Origin of the sequence: Anabaena catenula FACHB-362, from assembly GCF_014698735.1 — a bacterium.
Lineage (GTDB): Bacteria > Cyanobacteriota > Cyanobacteriia > Cyanobacteriales > Nostocaceae > Anabaena > Anabaena variabilis_A.
This window is the reverse complement of sequence record NZ_JACJTQ010000015.1, coordinates 100,023-125,710: the sequence shown is the minus strand read 5'-3', so window position 1 is coordinate 125,710 and position 25,688 is coordinate 100,023. Positions and strand designations below refer to the sequence as shown.

The 25,688-nt window shown below is 39.6% G+C and carries 16 protein-coding genes and 1 pseudogene; 6 read left to right on the top strand and 11 right to left on the bottom strand.

The features are described 5' to 3' along the window. The 3 genes and pseudogenes from H6G68_RS27170 to H6G68_RS12025 all read left to right on the top strand — a co-directional run. Nucleotides 1–160 (top strand): annotated as a pseudogene (locus H6G68_RS27170) (IS4 family transposase); the annotation flags it as partial. A 1,773-nt stretch (nucleotides 161–1,933) separates the two neighbouring features. After that, a complete protein-coding gene (locus tag H6G68_RS12030) occupies nucleotides 1,934–3,526 on the top strand; it encodes a sensor histidine kinase (protein WP_190906856.1) in 1,593 nt (530 codons plus the stop codon). A 148-nt stretch (nucleotides 3,527–3,674) separates the two neighbouring features. Further along, a complete protein-coding gene (locus H6G68_RS12025) occupies nucleotides 3,675–4,568 on the top strand; it encodes a response regulator transcription factor (protein ID WP_190906855.1) in 894 nt (297 codons plus the stop codon). A gap of 89 nt (nucleotides 4,569–4,657) precedes the next feature. Here the strand turns inward: H6G68_RS12025 and H6G68_RS12020 are convergent, their stop codons facing one another. The 3 genes from H6G68_RS12020 to rsmA all read right to left on the bottom strand — a co-directional run bounded on the left by H6G68_RS12020 (nucleotide 4,658) and on the right by rsmA (nucleotide 7,156). Further along, nucleotides 4,658–4,981: a DUF3082 domain-containing protein gene (locus H6G68_RS12020; RefSeq protein ID WP_190906854.1), complete on the bottom strand. Its 324-nt coding sequence runs from the start codon at nucleotides 4,979–4,981 to the stop codon at nucleotides 4,658–4,660. Beyond that, nucleotides 4,978–5,925 carry a 4-(cytidine 5'-diphospho)-2-C-methyl-D-erythritol kinase gene (gene ispE / locus H6G68_RS12015; protein WP_190906853.1) on the bottom strand — a complete coding sequence of 316 codons (948 nt, stop codon included), beginning with the start codon at nucleotides 5,923–5,925 and terminating at the stop codon, nucleotides 4,978–4,980. Before ispE ends, H6G68_RS12020 begins: the two co-directional genes overlap by 4 nt. A gap of 424 nt (nucleotides 5,926–6,349) precedes the next feature. Beyond that, entirely contained in the window at nucleotides 6,350–7,156 is an 807-nt protein-coding gene (gene rsmA / locus H6G68_RS12010; RefSeq protein WP_190906852.1) for a 16S rRNA (adenine(1518)-N(6)/adenine(1519)-N(6))-dimethyltransferase RsmA, read from the bottom strand. Between the two features lie 216 nt (nucleotides 7,157–7,372). On the opposite strand from rsmA, the gene H6G68_RS12005 reads away from it, so the two are divergent. Continuing rightward, a complete protein-coding gene (locus H6G68_RS12005) occupies nucleotides 7,373–7,558 on the top strand; it encodes a hypothetical protein (RefSeq protein ID WP_190906851.1) in 186 nt (61 codons plus the stop codon). 167 nt (nucleotides 7,559–7,725) lie between these two features. Here the strand turns inward: H6G68_RS12005 and H6G68_RS12000 are convergent, their stop codons facing one another. The 5 genes from H6G68_RS12000 to H6G68_RS11980 all read right to left on the bottom strand — a co-directional run bounded on the left by H6G68_RS12000 (nucleotide 7,726) and on the right by H6G68_RS11980 (nucleotide 21,907). Next, nucleotides 7,726–8,814, bottom strand: a complete 1,089-nt coding sequence (locus tag H6G68_RS12000; RefSeq protein ID WP_190906863.1) for a hypothetical protein — start codon at nucleotides 8,812–8,814, stop codon at nucleotides 7,726–7,728. Between the two features lie 143 nt (nucleotides 8,815–8,957). Next, on the bottom strand, nucleotides 8,958–12,383 hold the full coding sequence (locus H6G68_RS11995) for an acetate and sugar kinases/Hsc70/actin family protein (protein WP_190906850.1): 3,426 nt from the start codon (nucleotides 12,381–12,383) through the stop codon (nucleotides 8,958–8,960). Nucleotides 12,384–12,452: 69 nt separating this feature from the next. Beyond that, nucleotides 12,453–15,011 (bottom strand): dynamin family protein, encoded by a 2,559-nt coding sequence (locus H6G68_RS11990; RefSeq protein ID WP_190906849.1) that lies wholly within the window; start codon nucleotides 15,009–15,011, stop codon nucleotides 12,453–12,455. 157 nt (nucleotides 15,012–15,168) lie between these two features. Further along, nucleotides 15,169–20,559, bottom strand: a complete 5,391-nt coding sequence (locus H6G68_RS11985; RefSeq protein WP_190906848.1) for a trifunctional serine/threonine-protein kinase/ATP-binding protein/sensor histidine kinase — start codon at nucleotides 20,557–20,559, stop codon at nucleotides 15,169–15,171. Between the two features lie 379 nt (nucleotides 20,560–20,938). After that, nucleotides 20,939–21,907 carry a putative 2-dehydropantoate 2-reductase gene (locus tag H6G68_RS11980; protein WP_190906847.1) on the bottom strand — a complete coding sequence of 323 codons (969 nt, stop codon included), beginning with the start codon at nucleotides 21,905–21,907 and terminating at the stop codon, nucleotides 20,939–20,941. A gap of 120 nt (nucleotides 21,908–22,027) precedes the next feature. Between H6G68_RS11980 and H6G68_RS11975 the strand changes: the two genes are divergently transcribed. Together H6G68_RS11975 and H6G68_RS11970 are read left to right on the top strand one after the other, a co-directional pair. Next, nucleotides 22,028–22,429, top strand: a complete 402-nt coding sequence (locus tag H6G68_RS11975) for a fasciclin domain-containing protein (protein WP_071187329.1) — start codon at nucleotides 22,028–22,030, stop codon at nucleotides 22,427–22,429. A gap of 170 nt (nucleotides 22,430–22,599) precedes the next feature. Then, nucleotides 22,600–22,929, top strand: coding sequence for a hypothetical protein (locus H6G68_RS11970; RefSeq protein ID WP_190906846.1), 330 nt, complete (start codon nucleotides 22,600–22,602; stop codon nucleotides 22,927–22,929). Between the two features lie 169 nt (nucleotides 22,930–23,098). Here the strand turns inward: H6G68_RS11970 and H6G68_RS11965 are convergent, their stop codons facing one another. The 3 genes from H6G68_RS11965 to hppD form a co-directional block, all read right to left on the bottom strand. Next, nucleotides 23,099–23,305, bottom strand: a complete 207-nt coding sequence (locus H6G68_RS11965; RefSeq protein ID WP_190906845.1) for a hypothetical protein — start codon at nucleotides 23,303–23,305, stop codon at nucleotides 23,099–23,101. Nucleotides 23,306–23,766: 461 nt separating this feature from the next. Beyond that, nucleotides 23,767–24,444 (bottom strand): HAD family hydrolase, encoded by a 678-nt coding sequence (locus H6G68_RS11960; protein ID WP_190906844.1) that lies wholly within the window; start codon nucleotides 24,442–24,444, stop codon nucleotides 23,767–23,769. Between the two features lie 82 nt (nucleotides 24,445–24,526). Continuing rightward, entirely contained in the window at nucleotides 24,527–25,612 is a 1,086-nt protein-coding gene (gene hppD / locus H6G68_RS11955) for a 4-hydroxyphenylpyruvate dioxygenase (protein ID WP_190906843.1), read from the bottom strand. Between the last annotated feature and the right edge of the window lie 76 nt (nucleotides 25,613–25,688).

The following is a 25,688-nucleotide window of genomic DNA, read 5'->3' as shown; positions in this document are numbered from 1 at the left end:
ACATAGTAGTTTTTATATCGGATTATATGGTCAAACTTGGGTCAATTTTAAGGAGATTTGTATGGATTTGGTTACAGAATTAATAAGATTAAATCGCAATAAGTGTACGTATTATCAACAAGGTCTAAGAGCTATGAGGCTTATAGAGTCTGTCTTGTAGCTGATTTCGTCCCCCCGTCAGTGATTTGCCTATTATATTCAGCAAGATTTTGGCTCATAGTATGCACTCCTTATTGTGTAAATAAAGCCAGTCTATGTAATTTTGGATTGTCCCTATGTATACAGTCAGAGGCTTGAGGATTTTAAATTGTGAGTTGACGATTTGTGCCATAATTCCAACCAATGGCAATGAAACCGTTTATTTTTAATTTAAAATCCTAAATTTAAAATCTGAAATTGTTTGGTCAATAGCTGGTAGAATTTTTCCCATATTTCAACGGTTGCGGCTAAGATTTTCCTCCATACAGAGGATATCTTCGTGGGTTTAGGAATCCCCGCAACCTGATGAGATAATACTGAGAAAATATTTCCAAATTATGGAGAGATTGGGAAGCAATTGCCAAATTTTTTGATTTAAAATCCAGTCTCCATTCTCCTTCACAATTTTGAGAACAAGTTAAGTCAGAGTAAACATTGCTGATATCAGCATCTGCTTACATCAAGACAAACTTCAGAACCATCTAAGGTTAATGTTTATTGAAAGTAGGAGCAGGTTTAACCAGCTAGTACAGCATTTTTATTTGCTGAATCGATATTGAGCTAAACCCACCCATACAGATTAACCGTATTGCAGAAGCTGCTTCTTTCTTAAGCCTACTCAATGTTCAGCTATGAATACATGAACTATTTTTTGGTAAACCAGTCTATTTTTTCGCTCTTGAAATATTTTTGATGATTTGTCAGTCAGAGATTTAACTATCCTTGTCTCTGGTTGTATTCAGAACAGACGCTATCAAGAGACATAGTACATTCAGTCCTTGTATTGGAAAACACACCCATCTTTAACAATTTCTATTCCTTTTGGTAGATATATGATCATCCAGAGGGAATAAAATCAAGAAAAACCTACTCCTTATGAAGGATGTTTGAGCATCCTTCTATATAGTTAAATGCTTTAAAGATCAAAATCAGCCAATTTAAGTGAATAAGCAACAAATTTTCTAATTAAGGAGCAGCTAGGAAGTGAAATCTAACTAAATCAAAGTTAACAAACATCTATAGCAATCCGGTTTGATTCCTGATAGCTTGCGTGGCGTAGCCATACTTACTCGTAGAGGCAGAGAACTCTTAACAGGGAACAGGAAAGAAGGAATAAAGGTATACTGACTTTTTGTAAGCGCAAAGCGCAGGCTGCGCCAACAAAAATCAAATAGGAGTTCTATATGTAGCTGTGTCTGGCTCAATATATCAATTATCGATATGGCAGTCAATAAAATTTTCAGGGCTGATTAGTTATGTTGGGAAAGCCAAACTGGAAACACGCAATCATTCGATAAACAGACTTCTATTTCCCAAATATCTGCCTTCTTACACTACTAAAAGGAAGCAACATTATTTTTGTAAAAAGATATCACTAGTACTCCTATGGAACTGGGGATTACAAAATATCGTCTCTGTATATATGCGCTGAGGATTAAGTTCTCATTTAATTAAAAAAATGCCATGTATTTCTGCTGAGTTTTGATTGTTTCAAACCATTGAGTAAGTAATAATTTTAATAAATTTTTATCATGCAACTAAAGTAATATATTTCGCTTTTAATTGCTAAAATAAAACCCATCTATAACGATTCCCACATTCGTGAGCTACAGCCTAAAAGAATTAACCTATTCTGGATAAGAAGAACAAAATAATTATTACTAGAGGTGGTGATGAGCAACTAAATTTGAATAAAACCGATGATGCCAATTAGTTATCAGGAGCAAATCTAGATATGAATTCTGGCGAGTTTAGCTTATTTCAATCCAATTATCCGTTAGCATCCCAGTCAGAAGTAAATTTGATATTTGCTGATTTTTTGATAAATCAGTGTGGAGATGCTGCATTCTGTTTAGGAGAAAATGCCCAGTTTCTTTATGTTAATGATATGATCTGCCGACAGACAGATTATTCCCGCGAGGAATTACTGTCTATGACACTGAGTGATTTAGATGTAGATTTTTCATTACATAATTGGTCTAAACAATGGCAATGGTTGAAAACGCTAAAACGCATTTCCTCTAAATTTCGCTATCGTAGTAAAAGAGGTCAGATGTTTTCGACAGAAATCCATCTTACCTATATAAAAACTCAAGATGGAGAATTTAGCTGTGCTTTTCTTAGTGGCAATAATCATGACTTAGTAGAACTGAGTATCCAACAATTCCTGACCGCAGGTAGGCAAAGACCAGAGTATCTGCAACAAAAAATAGCTAAATTTGAATCTAAACAGACTGACGAAGTATTGCGAGGAAAAAAAACTATACTTCGCAATTTAATAGACTCTATTAAAGCTAGTATTTTCCTAATTAATGGTACTCAAATTAGCTATGTTAATTCGGCAGCGGAGTTACTGACTGGCTATACAAAAAAGGAACTGTTAACGGATTTTGATCTGAGTCAACTAATCAAGAGTAAACAATTAAAGCAATGTAAAAAAAACAATTGTGAATATCAGGAGATGAATATCCTGACAAAGGACGGTACAGAGAAATGGATAGCTTGTGCTGTATCTCAGTTAGATGGGAACTTGGATGTTGATGGTAAACAATTTGAAGTGATTATAGGTATCGAAATCACCGATTACAAAAATGTAGAATCAGAGTTAAATGAGGCTTTAGAACAAGCAAAACAACTCAGCGAATTCAGAGCGCATTTTGTTTCTATTATCTGTCACCAATTCCGTACACCACTAAACGTTGTGTATTTTTCTAATAGCTTACTCCAGCGGCATATCCATCAATGGACAGGGGATAAAATACGACCATTCCTGGAACATATTCAAATAGCAGTCGAACAAATCAACCAAATTTTGGATGATATTCTATCCTTAGCTAAAACAGAATCAGCAAAAATAAATGTGGATCAAAAACCAATTGATTTGCTTCATTTCTGCAATGATTTGCTGGCAAAAAGACTGCTGAAAAATAGCCATAACCTTATTAATTTCCACAGTCGCGGTAATTGCTCAACAGCATGGATTGATAAAAATTTTTTGGATATGATTTTGACTAATTTGCTTGATAACGCAATTAAATATTCTCCAATTGACAGCACAGTAGATTTAATACTTGATTGTGAGGAGGGAAAAGTGGTTTTTCAGATTCAAGATCAAGGAATTGGCATTCCTGAAGAAGATCAAAAAAGACTATTTGAGCCATTTTATCGAGGTAGTAATATTAATAATATTCCCGGTACAGGACTAGGTTTATCGATTGTTAAAACTCTTGTAGATTTGCATCATGGAAAAGTCACATGGGTGACTAAAATTGGTGTAGGCACAACATTTACCGTGATGCTGCCATCAGTTCCCTATTCTGAGGTTTGATTTTTAATCAATAACTGTGTTCTCTATTCCCTATATGTTTCCGAAAAGGACTGCTATATTTTCAAATCAACCTTAATTGTGTCTCGGCTTAATCCTCAGCGAAGAGTTTAGTAATCATTCCCTTTGAAAACTTTATATTGGTTACAAAATGATACGCGAATCGTCGAAAAAAATTCTTGTGATTGAAGATCATGCACCTACCCGTAATCTCTTCTTAGACGGTCTTGAGGCTGAAGGTTTTGTGGCGATAGGAGCGGAAAATGGTCTGGTTGGTATCCAACAAGCACAACAACATTTACCAGATTTGGTGATTTGCGATCTGGTGATGTCAGATATTGATGGTTACACAGTTGTTACTAAGCTGCGTCAAGATTATGTGACAGCTATTATTCCGTTCATTTTTCTCACAGCTAGTAATACGATGGCATCTATGAGAAAAGCGATGGATTTGGGCGCAGATGACTATCTTACCAAGCCTTTAACAGTTAATCATTTGCTCAAAGCGATCGCAATCCGACTAGAAAAGCACTCACTTCTCAGGTACTGTTACGCTACTAACTCTCATCAAATCTCTCATCAAGTCTCTCATCAAGTTCCAGAAATATCAGATGGTTCATTAAATTCTGAGTTCATCTTTCCCCCTGTTACTCACCTCAAAGAAGTTTTCGACTATATTGAAGCTAATTATCACAAAGGGATCACTTTGTCTGATGTGGCACAAGCTGTTGGTTATTCCTCGGCTTACTTAACTACCCAAGTGGGTAAAGAAACGGGAGAGACTGTGAATGTCTGGATTGTTAAGCGCCGCATGGCAGCTGCTTGTACTTTACTGAAAAATACTAATCAGACTATTGAAGAAATTGCGACAAAACTCGGCTATCAAACTGCTTGTCATTTCTCCCGCCAGTTTCGCCAATATCACAACTCATCTCCGACTATTTGGAGAAAACAAAATCAATTTGTGCAAATTCCCAAAACGGCGAAGCTACAAGTCATCAAAAATCGCTCACCATTGGTGAATGATTTACCGTTAAGTAGTTGATCATATCAAAAAAACTCTCCCTATCTCCGCGTCTCCCTATACCCGCGTCTCCGTGTCTCCGTGTGTCTGTGTCTCCGCGTCAGCCTTAATTAACTGTTTCTAGGCTTTGTGAATTGCTGTAATAATAGTTGTACCGCCAAAGCCAATAAACCAAGCGCCACAATCCCAAATATCCCAGTTCCTAAAGCGACTACACCCACAACTAAGGTACGGACAGCAGAACCAATATTCACTACCATGGGGTTATCTGAATGGATGGGTTTGCTGGCAAAAGTTGTAGCGATCGCTATCATCAGGGAATACATGGCAAATCCAAATCCGCCTGACATGGCCGCACCCATTATACAGCGTAGGGGAGTAGGTGGTACTTGGGCGTTAGTATCTGCGGAAGGGGTAACATTTGGTTCATTCATGGTGCGATTTTAATTCCATGTGTAATTGTCCGAGTGACAAATAATTCTAAATCTTGATCAGGAATTGCTTCTCGGATTTTTAATTTGACAATTTCTGCTTGTTCTGCCGATTCTACAATAGCAAATACTGAAGGGCCAGAACCAGACATCATTGTGCCTAAAACTCCTGGTTGAGTGGCAAATAATTCGCGCAGATGCAAAACTTGAGGATAAGCTGGCAAGACTATCCGTTCTAAATCATTGTGCAGTTTTTGGGCAATTTCTGCGGCATTTTTATTGACGATAGCTTTGACTATTTCTCCCGAATGGACTGCATTAGCACGATCTGCTAAATTTGCGGTATCTCTAATGTAGGTACTACCAAATTCTTGACGATAGGTGTTGTATGCCCAGGGAGTAGAAACTTCTAAACTCCGGTATTTGGCCAAGACTATGTGGATGTGATCTAAACTTGGTAAAGGAGAGAGTTGTTCACCTCTGCCTGTAGCGATCGCAGTTCCCCCAGAAATACAAAATGGCACATCAGAACCCAGGGTAGCGCCTAATTCTTCTAATTCTGCAAAAGTTAGTCCCAGGTTCCAGAGTAAATCTATCCCCACCAACACCGCTGCTGCATTTGTGGAACCACCAGCCAAACCTGCTGCCACAGGAATCCGCTTTTTGATAGTAATGTCAATACCGCCCAAATTTTTAAACGCGTCGGCAAATTTTGTCGCCATTAGCGCGGCTGCTCGGTATGCTAAATTACTGTTATCTGTCGGTACTTGTGGGTGGTTGCAGTAAACGCGAATCGTCTCTGTACTGGCAGGGTGGATATCAATTTGGTCTGCTAGGTCGATGCTTTGGAGTATCATTGCTAACTCGTGATATCCATCAGAGCGGTCGCCGATGATTTCCAAATATAAGTTGATTTTGGCAGGTGCAATTAAACTATAAGAACGCATATTAGTTAGGGTTTGCTGAAAAAGTTTTTCGTGAGGGATAGGAGTCAGGAGTCAGGAGTCAGGAGTCAGGAGTCAGGAGTCAGGAGTCAGGAGTCAGGAGTCAGAAGGAAGAGGGAAGAAGAGGAGTTAGAATAATACAGAACCTGATCAGATGCATTAGTTTTGATATGATCAAGGCTTATTCTTTGCACTATTATCACTTTTAATAGCTTTTAAAGCCTTAACTGGTAAAGGTTTTAGTTTTATATGCCTAACGGCTCCCGTAAGGGATACAGCAAACCCTAGTTATTAGTTAACAGTAACCAGTTATCATTTATAGCAGTTGCCAGGTAGGTTAGGAAATAAAGTAGGTTAGGACATAAATTTGTCATAAAATCCATATAACAAAAGACTTTCAAGCTTTTTGCCTGTTCCCTGTTCCCTGCTATAACTGATTTGTGAGTGACACCCATTGTTCAACGCTGAGGTCTTCGGCTCTTACTTGGGGATTTATTCCTAATTGTTCCAGTAATTGAGTCAAGCGATCGCGATCAATTACCGATTGCAAATTATTTCTTAACATTTTTCGCTTTGCCCCAAACCCCAATTTCAGCAGATTTTCCAATTTTTTGGGGTCATGGGCGGGAATTTCAATTTGACGAGGGCGCAATCGCACTACTGCGGAATCGACCTTTGGTGGTGGTTCAAATGCAGCAGCGGGAACTGTGCAAATTAACTCACAATTAGCCAAATACTGCACTCGGACTGACAAAGCCCCAAAAGTTCTTGAGCCAGGTTTAGCATATAATCTTTCTGCGACTTCTTTTTGTACCAGTAGTACAATAGAATCAAATGGTTCTGGGTTCGGGTGAGCGATCGTACCGAGTAACTTTTCAATAATTGGCCCTGTAATATTGTAAGGAATATTGGCAACAACCTGATTCTGCTTTTGGAAATTGGGAAAAGCAGACAGTTGAGATGATAAATCTAGAGTCAGAAAATCCCCTTGCAGCAGTAAAAAATTTTCTCTCTGACCTAGTTGTTTTACAAGTAATTTGCACAAATCGCGGTCAATTTCCACAGCTACTAGGGATTTAACTAGGGGTAACAACCGCCGAGTCAGAATCCCAGTACCAGGGCCAATTTCCAAAATGCGATCGCTATTTTTACACTCTGCTGCCTTGACAATTGCGTCGAGTGCCTTTTCACTTTTTAACCAATGTTGAGCAAATTGCTTGCGCGGTTGAATCATCTATATTTGTTTCTCCATCTGCTTTTTAGCATTTTCTATCAACTCCGTATTTTTATCTTGACATTAATTACATCTTACTTAAACATCTACTTTAGACATTTTTGTAAATGCATTTTTCTACTTATAGAAACATAAGTAAGCCTAACTATAGCGAGATAGCTAGGTTTTGATGATGTATCAAAATAGGGTAACATAAGTCTTGACAGGGATAAAAATATGAGATCCTTCGCACGGTTGGCTTTAGTTGCATTTTTGGGGACTGCTACCTTGGCAGCAATACCTCAAGATTCTCAAGCTATGAATAAACCACAAACTCTATTTGCCTCACCAACCCCCTCACCTGTAACTTCACCTTCACCGGCTCCTCGTACACCTCGTCCTACACCTCCTCGTATGCAGTAAAGCAGGTGACAGGGGGCAGGGGGCAGGGTGCAGGGGGCAGGGTGCAGGGGGCAGGGTGCAGGGAGAAAGAGGTTTTTACTCTACTTAATTGCTGATCAAATCAAACAAACTCCCCGCGTCCCCGCGTCTCCTACTCCCCGCGTCTTCCCCTCTCCCCGTCTTCTTTTTTACCGTAAAGACCGAAATAGCACTCGCCCCGGATTTTCTTCCTGATTAATGCGCGCATACACTCGCAGACAAGTTAAAACTTCTCCTGGTGTACCGCCACAATCTAATTGGATGTCATCTTTGGAAAAAGTACAATTATCAGCATACAGTCCTGATAATTGTTTAATGCGGACATCATGACCTGCTTTAATGGCTTTATCCGCAACTTTTTTGAGAATGCGTCGTGATTCTTGTTGTAACTTTCCCCACCAGGAATAACGCTCGGCTGGGGGAATAAATACTAAGGAATGGATAGCTTCATCCATGTCAATCAAAGCACGTAGATTGAAGATGAGGTCAGTATTTTCCTCAGCTTTTTCGGTACGTTGCAAGCGATCGCTCAATGCTTCAAGATAAAGATAGCGCTGTTCTGGGTTGGTGTGTAAAGAAACAACATCAAAACTAAACACGCTCTTCAAAGCATGATGTAAATTTGGTTCTATCTCAATACATTTAATATATAAAAGTATCAACCCAGCTAATAACTGTAGATCACCAGTTGTATAAATCTGGGTTATCTCTGTTTTCAAAAGTGCTTTTTGAGATAAACATAGCCCTTTAGCTTGAACAGTTCCACTCAATCCAGGGTAAATTAACTCATCACGAATAAAGGGCAATTCATCAAGATTTTGATTGTCTTCAACCGCGCCAACTTCTTGCGCCATTTCCCCAGCAAACTGTCTCCAAGATGTAGCTAAATCTTCAGGAACTCGCAGCAGACAGCGTTGAATTTCATTCCACAAATCAGCATCTGTTTGACTTTGTAAAGGAGAATTTCCTAGATAAAAATTTAGTTCTGAGTCAGAATTGAAAGCCTTTTGCAAATGAATTAATTTTAATTCCCTACTATCCTCAACCGGTGCAAATGGTATCGGTCTTAAAAGGTCGTAAAGTTCTTGCAAAACCTGATCACATAACTCAATTCCTGGGTCTTGTGGATATTCCTCTCGTGCCTGATTTAGTGCCGCTTCTAGTCCGTATAAACCAAATCGTAGCACTTGGGCTAATTCTGAATTTTCTATTTCTATTAATTGACGTAAATGCTGCATCATGGGGCTAAGAAATAGTGAATTTGCAACGCAGAGGAAGGCAGGAGACGCGGGGACGCGGGGACGCGGGGAGGGGAAGACGCGGAGACAGTGGGACGCGGAGACGCGGGGACGCGGAGACACGGGGAAAATTACGAATTACTTTAATGTATTCCGCAAAAAGGATCGCGTTCTTTATCAACTTCATTGGGTTGTAATTCCAGTTCTGCACGATAAACACATCCTTCTTGTTGGAGACATTCTTGATTGTGTGATGTCCAGTAGGGAACTTCACCAGCGTGCATTCGCAATATACCTTTGTTGTCAAGAGTAATATGATATTGACAGGGGTAATCTGTAGTAATATCTGGCTTACTCAGTGAACCAATGCGTATCCATTTTTTTGTATTGGTTTCGCTATCCGTTTGGTAAACATAGAAAGTGTGTTGTCCACTTTGGGGAAAAGGTGGTAAAGCATTACTAATTAAACCTTTTCCCGGTTCTGTCACACCATCTTGTAAATAGTGAAAAGTTTCTAGTCGTTTATTTTCATTATTATCAACTGCAAATACTAAATGATAGGCATTTGGTAGATCAACTGTTGCTGACTCTAAAACATTGATAGCAATATCACCATCATTTAAGTCTTTATAGTAACCTTCAACGGCAATATTCCACTTTAATTTACCATCAGCGAATAGATCTGATGTTTCTAAATCTTCTGATATAGCTGAATTGACATCAATACCCGCAACATCTATTAAATAATGCGGATTTCCTTGACATAACAAAACGCTAAATTGTAGAGTTTGGTCAATTTCAAATTGGACTTTAATTTGTTTGAGAAACTGTGCTTCTTCCATACCTAGTTTCTCCATTAAAGTTTTCCCATCAAAACTGCCCCAGAGACGTAAATCGCCATCTTCATAGTCTTGACGATAGATAATATTTGTTAATTGTATACCTTGCCAATGAGTACGAACTTTAGCGACACTTTCCCATGCGGCAAGTTGATAAAGTTCTTGCCCAGCATTGAATATACCTAACAATTCGTTACTTTGGGTTTTACGTTTGAAGTTACAAGGTAAATAATAAAATAGGTTTTTAACATCTATCTCTAACTGGTTTGCACCTTTACGTAGTAGACTTTTTGATTCTTCAGGATCAAATCTTAATCGACGTAATTTTTCGGCATAACAAGCACCAGCAGAGGTAGCCAGTTTGGTAAATTCTAAAACAAACGTAATTCGTTCTGGGTTCCAAACAAAATAGGGAGATTTACTAAATTCTTGGTAAATTTGATTTTGTACCAAGTCAAGATTGCAAGTTTTTCCAGAGAGAATTAACCAATCTACTTTTTGACTATCTCCAGAATCTAAGCGACTTTCCATTAGTCCTTTTGCAATTCCAATTGCTTCTTTAATTGGTGAAACTGCACTACGTTCAAATTGCTGACTATCTATAGTTAGAGAAATAGCATCAGGAATGATGACTTGAAACTTAACTCCACTTTGGGCAAGTAGTTCACTAATTTGTTGTTCAGAAAGAGTAAACACAAATAAAGAACCGTCACCAGGTGGTTTTTGTCCCAATTTGAGTTTAGCCGCTTCGGCATGATCCCAAAGTGTGTAAAATGTTTGTAGGCGTTGGGGTGCTTGTTGCCAACGGGTAGGTAATACTTTTTCGGCTGTATCTAAAGCATCTTTAAACGCAACATCACCTTCGGGATTTTCTTTATCTACACATTTCAATAAACTGCCACTTTTAAAGTTACCTTCTTCTAAAAAGCGTTCATTTAATTCGGAGTTAATTAAGTCATCTAATTTATCGCTTTCGATGTCTCCATTAGTTAATGCTGTTAAAAGAAAATCAGCTATAGCTATTTTTAAAAGGCGGAAAATCCGCAAAGTAATTAATTCACCACCTAATTGTAAATGCCCTGAAGAACCTAATAATTTAGGAGTCAGTTTATAGTAACGTCCGCCTAAACCTCGGTCTTCATTATCAGCAAAAAATGGAGTTTTGTCTTCTAATGTTAGTTCAATCAAAGCTAAATCTGTCGTCCCACCGCCAATATCCAAAACTAAAACATTTTGTGACCATTTATTGCCATTTTGGCGACAGCGAGTTTTAAAAGATTCAATCCCAATATTTAAATTTCCCCCAAATTCTCGCCATAAAAAGAATATGGCTACAGAAACAGCTTCATCATAGGCTGTTTGCACATCATCAATTCCCAATTGTTCCACCAGTTGTTTAACTTCTTTGCGAACTACTGGAGGTGCTACTGTCGGGTATGTGACAACTGCTGTTAATAAATCTCCCTCAGAAAATCTGCGTCTAGCGCGTTGGCGATAATCTTCAGTTAATTCGATCAAATGCGCCCAAGCTGCTTGAATTAGTTGATTAACTTGAATATTTTCTTCTTCCCCATCAATGATTACTGGGAAAGTGCGATTTTGACCAAAGTAGCGTTTGGGGGAGTGGTGAAATCTGCTAATAATTTCTTTAACAGAAGTAGTTGTACCTTGCGGGTTTGTCTTTGACGCACCGTATGCGATCGCTTTTTTTCTATTATCTCTGGCTTCTCTACCCATTCCCAACTTTAATGGCGCTAGTTGCAATACTTCCATTTCACTGGGAATTTCTGTATCTCGTCTGTCAATATCTAAAACTATAGGAATTAAATTCTGTGATTCTAAAGTCGGAACACGGAAGACTTCATGATAGATTTGATAAAGTTTTTTGCTGACAGCACGGCGAAATCTGTCACTGTTTCCTAAACATAATTCGATTTGGCGAATAGCTTCTAAAAATTGCTCTTTGTTATCACTTTCAAAAACTTCACTTAACTGTTCTGGTTCAATTTCTAAATTTTTGCTAATATTAGCAATAAACTTTTCCCATTCACCCACACTCACCTCAGGTAAAGCAGAAACCGCAGGAGAATTTAACCATTCTGCTAAACGTTGACGTAATCGGAGTTCTTGTTCTCGTGGTAAAATTTCCGCAATGGGAACTTCAATGGGATCAAAAAGTGTAACTGTAGAGTTAGAAGTCCCAAAATCTAAAGCAAACCAACCAGGAAATCTTTTTTGTGATTTTTCGTTCAATTTTTCGCTCAATTGCTGACTTAATTTATTCAGATAAGTATCTAATTCAAAAGGGTTCATGGGCGTATCCATTGCTATTGTTTGAAAATCTGGTGAAAACCAAAGATTACAGGAAACACTCAGATGCTTGCGGATAGATAAAATTGGATTTCCTGTAGCATTAGAATCAAAATACTCAACAATTACCTGTAAAGTACAGTTTACTACTTCTGTGATAGGTTCCTCTAACTGATAGGGATATTGACCTAGTTGACATAAGTTAGAGATTTTTTTAGGTGTAGCCGAGTTAAAGTGTTTGTATTTTTGTTGAATTTCTGCTGCTAGTTTCGTTGGCGTACCTCTGACGGTGCAGATAATACGAGAAATATGCGGGATATTGCTATTAGTTGCCACAATTTGAATAGCAGGTAAATCCAAACTTTTATTGTCTTTAACACGCAGTTGATAACGAGGTGGAAGGCTAATTTCCACAGGCATTATGTAGGTTCCTTATTGGTCATTGGTCATTAGTTATTAGGAAAATTATCTCTTCTGTAATCCTGTCTATTAAAGATACTCATAGGTATCACTTTCCTTTATTTCGGCAATACCAGAAAGAATCTGTAACCAAGTGGGAATTGCTAATTCTGGAGGTGCATCTCCTGCTGCAATATATCGGAGTAATTCTTCTTTTTTAGATAGATTTTGTAAACTGGGAATAATTTGATCCAAAATCCCTTCTAATTCTGCATTAACTTGCTGATTTACTTCACTGACATATTGGACAAGATGAAGACTGGCGCTGGCTGTGATTTCATCTCGCAGACGTAAAACAAACATTTGATGATTAGCAGAACGAGGTGAATTTTGGTTTTTCTCTGGAGACCAATCAAAAATTTGCCCAATGTTGTGTTTCTCATCTCGTCGCGCTAGGGGAAACATCATCTCTGGTGATATGGCTTTATCTTGGCTGTTGATTTCTAAGATAATTGCTTCTTTCCATTGACTAGGATCGCATCCTAAGAGAAGTTTATAAAATAAGTCTGCTGCTTCTACTCCAAACCTTTCTTCAATAACTGGTTCGATTTCTGGGTTGAGAATTGCCTGTAAATTTTCCCGTTCTAAAACTACTTGACTGGCTAATTTACTTAATAAGTCTACCACTGCCTGACGAATGCGATCGCGGGCAAAATCTTCCAGTTCTTTAATGGTCTTTTCAAATTCTGGATAAAAGTCGTCACTCTTTGTAGGTAAGGAATTATTAATCCTATTTCCTCTGTCAAATAATTTCCCCGCCGCACCTTTAGATTCTGCTAAAGCAATTTTCCCATTTTGGGATTTATTAAATAGTAAAGTCCACTGACTCCAATTGAGAATTCGATAAGTCAATTCGTCTTTAATGACATCACTGACAACAACTCCCCGCCGATCTTTGAGTGGTTCTTTACCCAAATCTTTTTGAAAGTTTCTGTAAGCTTTATCTAAACTTTCAATTCCTAACCGTAATTCAACTAAAGCCGGATTATCAACTGTGGGGATACCTTGTTCATGAATTTCTTCAATGATATCTTTTAGCTGTTCCTGTTGCTGACGGACTACATCAGCCGCCCTCCGAGTATCTTCATATAATTGCTTTAAACCATGTGTGGCAACATGATTTTGAATCAATTCTCGCAGTTTACTAATACCACCATCTTGGGCAAAATAACCTAACTGTCTACCTAGAGTATTCCGCGTCTCATTTGTTAACAACCGTTCGCTTAATTTACCCCATTTTTGTTGTATTCGCTTCGACCGTTCTAGATAATCAGGATAATCTAAGTTAGCAATAAATTCTTCCGAACCTGCTTTAACTGTTGTCGAACGTTTTGCTAGTTCAGCTAATCCTAACAATGGGGATAATAAAACGATGCGGTCTTTTTGGCTAGTAAAAGCTTCCGCCCCATCAATAATAGTTTGTAAAACTTTCAATTTTTGGAAAACTATATCTGTCTGCAAAGGTTGAGAATTGGGATGATCTTCAATTAAAAAATCAAGTATTCTTTCGCCACCTTCACTATCCAGAGGTAATTGGTCAAAACGTCCTACACCAACAAGAATTAAATCTTTTAAATCTTGTCCTGGCCGTTGCTGCTGCATCATCGTGAAGATTTTATTAGCGCGATCGCTTCCCGGTGATTTACCATTGAGCAACACTAGAATCGTCTGTACCTGCGCCAATTCCCGCAGTGACAAAAAAGTATCTCTTGCACCGGAATTTGCCGCCCCTAAGCCGGGAAAATCTAACAGCACAAATTCCTCAGCACCATTTACATCCCATATTTCCTGTGATATTTTCACTTCAATATCAACACGGCGAATGAGGAGAAAGCTATTTTGTAATAATTGCGTTTGTAGTCTTTGGGGCGCACTTGGTAAACGGATATGGGCTGGAGGTAAATCCTCAAATTTGAGAGTTTGGATAGCCATGGGCATTTCCGTTAGTTGTAATCCCTCATGGGCTGTAGCAGCATCAATGTGATAATGACTACCACATAAAGCCTCACCATAAGCTTGATAAGCCCGGAGAAATAACACTAATTCTCGCAGCAAATAGCGTAACTCTAAATTACTTGAGCTTTTCCATGCTTCCTCACACCAGATAGAAATATCTTTGCCTGTTTTGATTTTGGAAACTTGTAACGGTGGAAGTCCGGCGGCGGTAGCGCGGCGGTTTGCTTCCCCCAACATGAAGTGTAAACACTCATTTACCCCTTCATGAGATAAATACTCCACCGTGTAATTATCTATTTTGGTGGTAACAAAGCCATCTTGGGGCTGAATATGAATGGCAGTGACATTCCCAGTTGTGGGATTTTCGCTGACCGGTAAAGCATCTGCATAACCAATCAGACTACCTAGCAGTAAACTTTTACCGCTACTGAATTCCCCCATAACGCCGATTTTAACGGGTGAGGTAGCAAGTTCTACAGTTTTCTGTGCAGCCTCCCGCAGGCGCATTAAACAATCATCGAGGCTAGTAGGAACCCAATCTTCTTGTTGGGAAGGACGTTGGGGTACTGAGTCAATTTTCCTGAGGATAAATTCACCGTACTCTTTAAACCGGGCCAGCTTGTCTGGTTCCATAGAGTAGAAGTCTGCCTTAGTTCATTTTCTGTGAGGGTTATAACACAAAAAATGTAAATCACCACTCTTCTTGCAACAATCTGAACTCATTTACCGGAAAAAAAAGCTGGATTTACAGGAATTTTATGGACATATGGTTTGCAAAATCTCCAAAAAGTTAACCCGGAATTCCAGCCTGAATGGGTAAGGTAATGACAAATTCAGATCCCTCACCGAGTGTAGAATTCACAAAAAGCGAACCGTTGTGTTTTTCCACTATAATTTGCCGCGCGATCGCCAAACCCAGTCCCGTACCTTTACTTACTCCTTTAGTTGTAAATAGATGCTCAAAAACTTTATTTTTTACTTCTTCACTCATACCTTTACCATTGTCCATAATTGATATCTGCACATGGCGATCGACCACCGTAGTTGTAATCGTAATGAGGTTGGGGTGAGCTTTTAATTCAGTAAAACTCCGCCCCTGACTAGACTCTTCTAAGGCATCGATCGCATTCGCCAGAATATTCATAAATACTTGATTCAACTGTCCCGGAAAACAATTAATCAGGGGCAAGTTTCCATAATTAGTAACTACTTCAATAGCGGGATGTTGCTCATTAGCCTTAAGTCGATGGCGTAAAATAAGAACAGTACTATCAATACCTTCATGGATATCAAAAAACTGTTTTCGATCAGTATCAGATCGAGAGAAAGTCCGCAAACTCTTACTGATAAACTTAATGCGATCGCACCCCGTTTGCATCGATTCCAGCATCTTTGGTAAATCTTCAATTAGATAATCGAGATCAATTTCCTCGGCTTTCTCGACAACTTCTCTCCCCGGCTCAGGAAACTTTTCTTGATAGAGATGCACATAATCAATTAAATCCTGCAAACTATGATTTGCCTCATTCAGATTTCCCGCAATAAAACCAATGGGATTATTAATTTCATGAGCCACCCCAGCAACCAGATTCCCTAGGGCTGACATTTTCTCACTTTGAATAATTTGTAATTGAGCCTGTTGCAAGTCAGTTAGGGTTTGCTGGACTTGCGAATAAAGACGGGCATTTTCTAGGGAGATGGCGGCTTGGGTACAGAGAAAGTTGAGGATCAGGAGGCGATCGCTAGTAAACACACCACTGGTACAGCGATTCTTGAGATACAAAATCCCCACCAAATGTCCTTGATTGAGAATGGGTAAACACAGGACACTTTTCGGCTGGTCTAGTCTCAAATAATCATCGATTATAGGTAAATTGGTTTCTAGATCGTCAAGCACCACGACTTGTTGAGTATTTTTGACATATTGAATCAGTTTGATAGGGAGATTGGGGTTATTTTCTAGGGGGTCGGAGTAGAGGTCGGTGGCGGTGGGGGTAGCGATCGCCCGCACTTCCCAGACTTGATTTTCATTGGGTAAGATTAAAGCACAGCAATCGCCGCCAGAGTTTTGCAAAATAACTTGGGTGAGTTGGTGGAGCAGTTCATTGAGTTGAATCGTTCCGGCAAGGCTTTGGGAGGCTTTGAGAATGGCGGCAAAGTCGAGAGCGCTGTTGACTCTGGTGCTAGAAGAATGACTGGAAATAGTAGATGAATGGAGTGAAACCTGGAGATCACCTATACTTGCCAAGGTTTCCAGCACGTTGATCGGTTGGACGGCAGATTCAAGAATGGGGCGCAATAAGTGAGGATAGCGGGTTTTTAGATCATCAATCTTGGCTTTGGCTCCCCATTTGGCATAACAATAGTAGGCTTCTTGCATATAAACAGCCGCAATTTTCTCCTTGCCCCAGTCAAGATAAAACTTGGCAGCAAGTTCGTTGGCTAAACCTTCTTCTTGGATATATTCGTTGGCTTTGGCTCCAGAAATTGCGCGATCGTACCAATCTGCTGCCTTATACTTTTGATTGAATACCCGATATTGTTCTGCTTCTACTAAGTCGTATTTGTGTTGAAAGTTCATTGGGGCGTGGTTAGCACGATGTTGGAGTTTGGCTTGGTTTGCCGCAATGCGATCGCCCAACCCAGTTTTATCTGTAGCTTCAGGATACTCAGCGATTGCTGTGAGCGAATCGTAGAAGTAAAAAACAAATTCGGAAAATAAACCTGCTCCGCCTGCTGTCAAGGTTTGACGGGCTTGTGCCGCATCCTCACTTGCCTGCACTGTTTCATCAAATAGATAGGAAACAGTTAACCGACCTACCCAATAGAAATGTAAACCAGTTAAGTCATTGGCGATCGTGAATGAATGATGTAGCTGTTTCCCTTGGGTCGCTAATTCTGCCTTGCTTTGGCTACCTTGTAAGCGTTGAATCGGCAGTAAAGCTGTATAACTGTAATTTAGATGAACGGTTAAATTGTGCTGTGATAGGATCGCTAGATAAGGTTTAGTATCTACAATTAGTGACGTTAAGTTCTTGCCCATGTGATAAGAATATTGGCAAATTCCATAGGTATTATGACCAAGAAATTCTAAATCGCCGACCTCTAAAGCGGTCTGAAAACCTTCTATATATATGGGCAGTGAGTCACGTAAGTAAGATTTGCAATGAACAATAAAGATTGCGAAGCCATTCAGGACTTTTGTTTGTATTAATCGGGCATTGAGTTTTGCCGCCAGTTGTAGGGATAACTGACCAAAATTATAAGCCGCATCCAAGTCTCCTAACAAATTGATCGATAAGGTGCCATAACAATTGTAGGCAAGGGCAGACAGGGCAGTGTTTCCCTTGTTAATCGATAGTTTTACTTGGGTCAGAATTATAAAAGGAAATAGCAAAGGAGCCGAAACATAAGTCGTGACGGTAATACTTGCCAGCAACTCCATTATCGCCAAGGTTTCTGCCTCCGTCATCACTGGCAAATTGAGTAAATCTTGGGTCGTTCTGCCGGTAAGTAATTTTGTAACTTCTTGGATAGCTGGGGCGATATATTCGGGTGTTGGCTGTTCGGGAAGCTGAATATTAAACATCGCTAAAGCAGTGCGAGCGATGGCGATCGCTTCTTGATACCGTCCCTGAGTAGTATAAGCCTGAATCTGTATTGTGTAGGCTTTAACAGATTTAGTCGGTTGGAGGTTCTGCGATAAAATCACCCCTATCCATTCCTCCATCTGGTCAGAGTTACCACACAAATAAGCCGCTTCTGCTGCGCCTTCATGTAATGCTAGGGTTAGGTGTGGTTCGGTTTGCCAACTTTCGTCAGACAGCAATGTTAAACCCGTCTGGAAATAGGTGAGGGCTGGTTCATTAGCAGTTGAGGCTTTGGCTTTGCTACCAGCAATTAAATTCAGTTGAGCGAGATTCTTTTTTTCCTGTGGGTCGAGGATGAGATTAATTACCCGATTCCAGTGGTTGACAATCTCAAAAATATTGGCTTCTAGTTCCGTTTCTGGGGTGCTTTGGTGCAGCAGTCGAGCGATCGCTAGATGAGTAATTTGTTTTTGGTCATCGGGAATCAAAGAATAGGCGGCTTGCTGGACGCGATCATGCAAGAATTGATAATTGAGGCTCTGGGACAGATTCGATCGCTCAACCTCGACATCGCCTAGATAGAATTTATAAACCTCACTTTGAGGGAGAATCAATCCTTCTTGCAGAGCTTTCCACAAAGCCGTTGCCACTTCAGTTTGCGACTGCTCCAAGACGATCGCCAAAGTCTGCAAATCAAACTCTGCCCCAATACAAGCTGCTAATTTCAAAATGTTTTGCGTAGTGTCTGGCAGCTTTTGCAACTGCAAAGCCATAAATTCCACCACATCATCCGTCAGTGCTGCCTCCCGCACTCGAACAATATTGCACTGCCAATACCCCGCATTGATATCAAAAGTAATCAGCTTTTCTTGATGCAAAGCCTTGAGAAACTGGGTAGCAAAAAAAGGATTTCCTTGGGTTTTTTGCATCACCAATTCCGTCAAGGGTTGTGCCAAAGCCTCGGCACAATTAAGTGTATCCGCCACCAGATGATTTAGGCTAGATTGGCTCAAGGGTTCTAACGTGATTGTATTCACCATGTCTCCCGCTTTGCTGACCGTATCCAATGTCAACATCAAGGGATGTGCTGCAAACACTTCATTATCCCGATAAGCTCCCAGCAATAACAAATAGCCTGTAGTCGATTCAGCCATCAACACTTGAATCAAGTTCAATGAGGCTGAATCCGCCCACTGCAAATCATCCAAAAACATCACTAAGGGATGCTCGATCGTTGTGAAGATTTGAATAAACTTTTGGAACAGCAGATTAAATCGATTCTGAGCCGCAGTTCCTGACAATTCAATCGCTGGAGGCTGAACTCCAATAATTCTTTCTAGTTCAGGAATTACCTCAATGATCACCTGAGCGCTATCTCCCAAAGCTGCCAAAATCTGACTTTTCCAGAGTTGCAATTGGGTATCACTTTCACTCAACAAATGTGCCATTAAACTGCGAAATGCTTGCACAAATGCACTGAAGGGAATATTCCGTTGAAATTGGTCATATTTCCCTTTGATAAAATAGCCGCGTTGACGAACAATCGGTTTATGAACTTCGTTGACAACCGCAGTTTTCCCAATTCCCGAAAACCCGGCTACCAACATCATTTCTGTTGCACCAAGGCTAACTCTTTCAAATGCTTGGAGTAAGGTTGATACTTCAGCTTCTCGTCCATAGAGTTTATCAGGGATGATGAAGCGATCGCTAATATCTCGTTGCCCAATCTCAAAATATTCTATATTGTCTGTAGTTATCAATTGCTGCAAACAAATCTCTAAATCATGCTGCAAACCCAACATATTTTGATAGCGATCTTCAGCATTCTTTGCCATCAACTTATGAATTATTTCTGATAAAACTAACGGAATATTGACATTGATACGATGGGCTAAAGGTGCCATTTGGGCAATATGACAATGCACCAACTCCATCGGTTCCTTTGAGGGAAATGGTAAAACACCCGTTAGTAATTCATAAAAAGTCACCCCCAGAGCATAATAATCACTCCGATAGTCAATCCCCCGGTTCATCCTCCCAGTTTGTTCTGGGGAAATATAAGCAAGGGTTCCTTCTAAGACATTTGGGTTAATTAGAGTTTGGGTTTCTCTAGGCAATAAAGAGGCAATACTAAAATCGATTAATTTGACTTGCTTAGTTTCAGGATTAATTAAGATATTTGCAGGTTTAATATCTTTGTGAATAATTCGCTCCTGATAAAGAATATCTAGAGTCTTGCAGAGGGCGATCGCTATTTCCAAAAACTCCATTAAAGATTCGACCCTTCCCCCCACTACCCACTCTTGAAGAGAAATCCCTCCAAAATCTTCCATCACCAGCGCATAACCGTTCTGATAGGCTTGGAGGCTATAGGTTTGGATAATTAGGGGGGAGTTGAGATTTTTAGCAATGGTGTACTGATTGCGAAATGACAAGAGTTCGCCAAAAGTTGGATAAGGATTTTTCAGCAGTTTAATCACCACTGGTAAGGAGTCAGTCTCTCTAACCCCTCGATAAACCAGGGTTCTTAAACCATTGTATAGTTCTTCAGTGATGCTATAACCGGGAATACTGACAAGAGTGCTAACCATGCTGCTCAATTTTTAATTGTGTGGGCAGGGAGGGAAGAAGTATATAAACGTGTAATGAGTGTTATAGGCGTAAGCTGCGCCAACAAAAATCAAATAGTAGTTCTATATAATCTATTACAAATAGATAATTGATTACTATACTTAAATACACTTAAACGCCAAACACCCAGGATAGGCATCCGCCCATGCAGTAGCAGAAGCTACTAGTAATTCGTGACCTGAATCCAGGTAAAATTGCATTCGGAATGTCATATCCAAGTGTAGCCGCTCTTGACCACATGGGTTTTGCCTGTATAGCCGCGATTTATAATCGCCCAGACAAGTATGAATTTAGGCTTTTCAAACATCTTCATTACGGCATAACCTGCATTCGGCACTATTACGTTGGCGGTAGCTTGCCGTAGGCACTATTACGAATTATTCTCGTATCCAAAAACTTCAATTGTTGATATAAACAGCGAATTTGCGGTAAATTTACACCAGCAGTTTCGGCTTTTCGTAATGGGTTGCCAAAAATTGCTTCTACTTCTAAAGGACGACTTTCATCAAAATCAATTTTCATGCTGGTGCGATAGGGCTTCATCTTGATAGTGTAAGAAAGCATTGTTTGAATAAAGCTTTCAGGAACTACACGCCCTGTACTTTTCGCCCCTAATGCTACTTCAGACATCAACTGTTCAACTAACTGACGAGTGTGAACATCTGCCATTAATTCATCAGTTCTAGCGTTGAGAATTACAGATAATCCGTTGTAGGGAATATTCCAAACTAGTTTTTTCCAACGTCCTAATAGTAAATCTTCTGCTAGTTCCATTGATATCCCCGCATTTTGAAAATCCTCAGCAATTTGCTGCATTTTTTCTGTAATTCCTGTGGGATTATAGTTAGATGTATATTCACCCAAGGTAATTTGTCCGTAGTCTAAATGGCGAATATGTCCAGGGGCAACTTTGTTGGAACAAAGAAAACATAACCCACCAATAATTCTCACATTTCCGACAATTTGAGCAATTTCTTCTTCTATACCCAGTCCATTCTGCAATACCAACACCACTCCATCATCCTTGATAATTGGTGGTAATATGTGCGGTAGCAAGTGGTTTTGTGTCGTTTTTAGCGCTACTATTACTACATCACAGCTAGGCATTTTTTCTACGTCACTGTAGGCAAGAACTTGGGGGAGCGTAAAGTCACCGTCTTTAGACTCTATGACTAAACCATGTTGACTTACCTCTAAGTAATCGCTTTTGAGCAAAAAGTGGACTTCATTACCTGCTTTTTGCAGTTTAGCGCCATAAAACCCGCCTAATGCACCAGTTCCCAAAATTGCGTATGTACGATTACCCATTTCATCTATAAAAAAATCTTAAGAAAATCATCAGGGGATATTGTACCAGGATTTTTTTTAATAAAAGTTAAATATGATTTACTATTCTTTAGAACCTTTGGCAGATACGAGGTGACATCAATGGCGGATATTGTTGATATTGCAGTTAGTAATGATTCGTTTAAAACTTTGGTGGCAGCTGTCCAAGCTGCTGGTTTAGTGGAAACATTAAAAAGTCCTGGTCCATTCACTGTGTTTGCACCAACTGATGATGCTTTTGCTAAGTTACCCCCAGGCACAATTACAACTTTATTACAAAATATTCCTCAGTTAGCACGGATTTTAACCTATCATGTGGTTCCCGGAAAGCTGACCAAGGCTGATTTAGCGAAATTGGGTACGGTTACTTCTGTGGAAGGTTCCCCGATTAAAATTAATTGTGATGATGGTTTTGAAGTGAAAAATGCCACAGTTTTAGCAGCCGATATTGCCGCTGATAATGGTGTAATTCATGTTATCGATACTGTAATTTTGATGGGTTAATTCAGCAATGGTGGGCATTGTCCACCATATCTGTTATAAATTTTAGTCTGGTGAATTCTTTAAAATATGTAAAAAAAAGATGTGAGTAATCACTTTCATGATACTATAGGTGTAGTTAAATAAATAAAAGTTAAAATTAATAATAAGCTAATCTTACCTACCACAAATTAATGCTTGATTTCCAAACTTTAGCTGAATTTTCTCGCACAAACTGTGCAGGTATTTGTTCATTCCTTGTTCCTGCGAACGTACTCGCCACATTGTTAACACTTATCCTCACATTCATAAACCGCCCCACAGTTCAAATCTGGCAAGCTGTAGGATTTGCCAGTATGTTTGCTTTCATCATGATTATGCACGTTTACACTTGGTTTATCATTGGCGTGGTGATGTTACCAACTTATATTTTACTGGGTCTAGCAGTTACTTGTTTATTGACTAATGTAGCTGCAATTCTGTGGCGGATAAATTCTCAACAATTAATTTATCGCTGGAAGTAGGAATTTTACGAATCGGCAAGAGCAAAGCACTTCGTAAAGAAGAACGCCAAGAAATGCAATTTATTGAGTAAGTAGTACCTAAAAAAGGTGGAAGAGTAATTAAAATTACTCTTCCTGTTGATATGATTAGCTGTTAACTAACGGCTATTCTTTTTAATTGATGAGTTACTTACCACCAAGATTGAGATTTATAGTTGCTGTAGTTGTTGTATGAGCCACTGTGGGATTTGTGTTTGTGGTGATAATGGCAAGAGTGATGACCACCTCCAACAACAGATTGCAATTCCTGAGTAGCTAGTTCATCCAAAAAGCCGGCAGCATCATCAAATAGTTCATAACCAGCAGGAAGCAGTTTAGAAATTTGGATATTAGCCATGAGAATTCCTCCTTATATTTGTATGTGAGTTTTTTGCAACTCATTAGTAAGATTAGACTTGATTTCAACTAATCTTATTTATCATGATTCCAAATAAAATCTCGTAAATCAAGACTTTGATATCAATCACATAGACATAATTAATAGAGTTTTTTCTAGAAATTATTCCTAATATTCAACCTACTACAGCGTTTTTGGAATTAACAATTAACAATTAAAAAGCATATTTTACAAGCTTTTGAGTTGAATCTCACTGGTTAGTTATTTTCGCCACCCTGCACTATTAATTTATTTGATCAGCAATAAGTACAAAAGTGCAAATAATTTACCGACTTAACGGCTTGAATTCTGTCTAATATCATGTTCGGCTAAGTAGGATGGTGTAAATAATTCAAGGTTTGTAGAGAAAACTAAAGTCCTTGAATAAGGGCTTTAGCCCTTACTACCAGCTAACTCTAATACTAAGAGAGAATTAAATCTACAGTGGCGCTCAAATTCTGAACTATTAAGTCTGGTTCGTAAAGTTCTAATTGGCTGCGATCGCGGATTCCACTTTCTACACCCATTACTTTAATACCATGTCTTTTCGCAGCGGTGATGTCGGCTTCTGTATCACCTACCATCCAAGTATCAGTAGCAGGAGGAAGTTCCGCTAATGCTTTGGCCATTAGTAGAGGTTTATCTTCAACATCACGGGTTTTTACATAGTCGTTACTGAGACAATAACGGCGATTTTCTGGAAAAAATCTACCTAAATTATATTTATTGAAAGCGTAGTCCAGTTCCCGCACCCGACGCATCGTCATCACTACCAAATCAATGCCTGCTTCTTGAACTTTGGTGAGGGCTGCTTCGGCTCCAGGTACGAGGGTATCATACTCAAAATAAGGCTCTGTGTGTACTGTTTGCTTGCGGAGAAGGGAAAATTGTTGTGCCTGTTCTGCGTCTAAACCTGATTTTAAAGCTATTTGCTTTTCGGGGGTGTGCGATCGCTTGAGTTGCCAAAATTCGGCTTTGGAAAGTTCTGTCACTACTTGATCAGCATATCGGGTTTTGTCTAAGCACAATTGATAAACACGATAGTACCGCTCAGAAACATCCATAATCGGTCCGTCGAAATCAGTAATTAGTCTCAGCATTAGTAAATAATGGGAATTTTTATGAACATTATCTCAGTGATTGGTAATTGGGAAAAAGGTAATTGAATAACCAGTCCCCAGTCTACTGACTGACAAATCCGCGTTTAATTTGTTCGCTTTCAATGGCTTCAAATAAAGCACGAAAGTTACCTTCGCCAAAACCTTGCGCTTGGGAACGGCGTTCAATAAACTCAAAGAAAAAAGTCGGCTCAGAAAAAATCGGCTGGGTGAAAATTTGCAATAGTAAAGCCCCTAAAGGAGCATTTTGTTGACAATCTACCAAAATTTCTTGTTGTGCGATCGCTTGCAGTTCTGAGGGTGAGAGTGGAACCTCTAAACGCTCTTGTAGCTTAGAGTAATAGGTTTGGGGGACAGAGAGAAAAGATAAACCAGCCGCACGAAAACGAGCGATCGCACTCACAAGATTAGGCGTGCGTAAAGCAATATGTTGAATTCCCGCCCCCCTGTTCACATTTAAAAACTCCTGAATTTGCGAATTAGGTGAAGCCGGCTCATTAATCGGTAACTGTACGCCACCGTTGGCAGAAATCATCACCTGACTCGACAAAGCAGAGCGATTGGTTTGAATTTTAAAACTTTGTTGGGGTTGAAAATCGAGAATATTTTCATACCAACTCACAGCAGCTTGTAAATTGCCGACTTCCACATTCAGAACTACATGATCAATAGCCGTAAAAACGTTGGGTGATTGAGGATTGGGGATTGCTAGAAGATTTCTCTCCCCATCCTCTGCTTTTACGTCCTGTCTTTCCATCAAAGTATGCGTCAACCCACCCCAAGCCGCAATTTTGGCGAATTTGAAGGACACCTCATTTTGGACAGGTTGCAAGACTTTAGCACCGTTGGCAGAAGCTCTTGCCATCACAGTTTCCACATCTGTCACCAGAAAAGCCACATCTGCCACACCAGGGGGGTGATGACGCAAAAACTCAGCTACCGGGCTGGTGAGTAACAATGGTGAAGACAGTAAAAAATAGACATTGCCATTTTTGACAACTTCCGTGCAAGTATGAAACGATTTCCCCCGATTAACAAGAGTAGGGAAAATTGAACTCACTACCGATTGAAACCCCAGATACTTGACAAACCAATCTCGCCACCATTGGGCATCTTCTACATAAAAGTGAACGTGATCAATTTGGAGCATAATCTCTGAAAATCCAGCGCAACAGCTTATATACAGTCAATTGTGCCTTTTATACTAGATTTTCATGTATTCCCTC

Excerpts from the sequence above, each read along its gene's own strand:
- H6G68_RS12030 (WP_190906856.1), top strand. The coding sequence starts at position 1,934 with ATGAATTCTGGCGAGTTTAGCTTATTTCAATCCAATTATCCGTTAGCA.
- H6G68_RS12025 (WP_190906855.1), top strand. The coding sequence starts at position 3,675 with ATGATACGCGAATCGTCGAAAAAAATTCTTGTGATTGAAGATCATGCA.
- H6G68_RS12020 (WP_190906854.1), bottom strand. The coding sequence starts at position 4,981 with ATGAATGAACCAAATGTTACCCCTTCCGCAGATACTAACGCCCAAGTA.
- ispE (WP_190906853.1), bottom strand. The coding sequence starts at position 5,925 with ATGCGTTCTTATAGTTTAATTGCACCTGCCAAAATCAACTTATATTTG.
- rsmA (WP_190906852.1), bottom strand. The coding sequence starts at position 7,156 with ATGATTCAACCGCGCAAGCAATTTGCTCAACATTGGTTAAAAAGTGAA.
- H6G68_RS12005 (WP_190906851.1), top strand. The coding sequence starts at position 7,373 with ATGAGATCCTTCGCACGGTTGGCTTTAGTTGCATTTTTGGGGACTGCT.
- H6G68_RS12000 (WP_190906863.1), bottom strand. The coding sequence starts at position 8,814 with ATGCAGCATTTACGTCAATTAATAGAAATAGAAAATTCAGAATTAGCC.
- H6G68_RS11995 (WP_190906850.1), bottom strand. The coding sequence starts at position 12,383 with ATGCCTGTGGAAATTAGCCTTCCACCTCGTTATCAACTGCGTGTTAAA.
- H6G68_RS11990 (WP_190906849.1), bottom strand. The coding sequence starts at position 15,011 with ATGGAACCAGACAAGCTGGCCCGGTTTAAAGAGTACGGTGAATTTATC.
- H6G68_RS11985 (WP_190906848.1), bottom strand. The coding sequence starts at position 20,559 with ATGGTTAGCACTCTTGTCAGTATTCCCGGTTATAGCATCACTGAAGAA.
- H6G68_RS11980 (WP_190906847.1), bottom strand. The coding sequence starts at position 21,907 with ATGGGTAATCGTACATACGCAATTTTGGGAACTGGTGCATTAGGCGGG.
- H6G68_RS11975 (WP_071187329.1), top strand. The coding sequence starts at position 22,028 with ATGGCGGATATTGTTGATATTGCAGTTAGTAATGATTCGTTTAAAACT.
- H6G68_RS11970 (WP_190906846.1), top strand. The coding sequence starts at position 22,600 with ATGCTTGATTTCCAAACTTTAGCTGAATTTTCTCGCACAAACTGTGCA.
- H6G68_RS11965 (WP_190906845.1), bottom strand. The coding sequence starts at position 23,305 with ATGGCTAATATCCAAATTTCTAAACTGCTTCCTGCTGGTTATGAACTA.
- H6G68_RS11960 (WP_190906844.1), bottom strand. The coding sequence starts at position 24,444 with ATGCTGAGACTAATTACTGATTTCGACGGACCGATTATGGATGTTTCT.
- hppD (WP_190906843.1), bottom strand. The coding sequence starts at position 25,612 with ATGCTCCAAATTGATCACGTTCACTTTTATGTAGAAGATGCCCAATGG.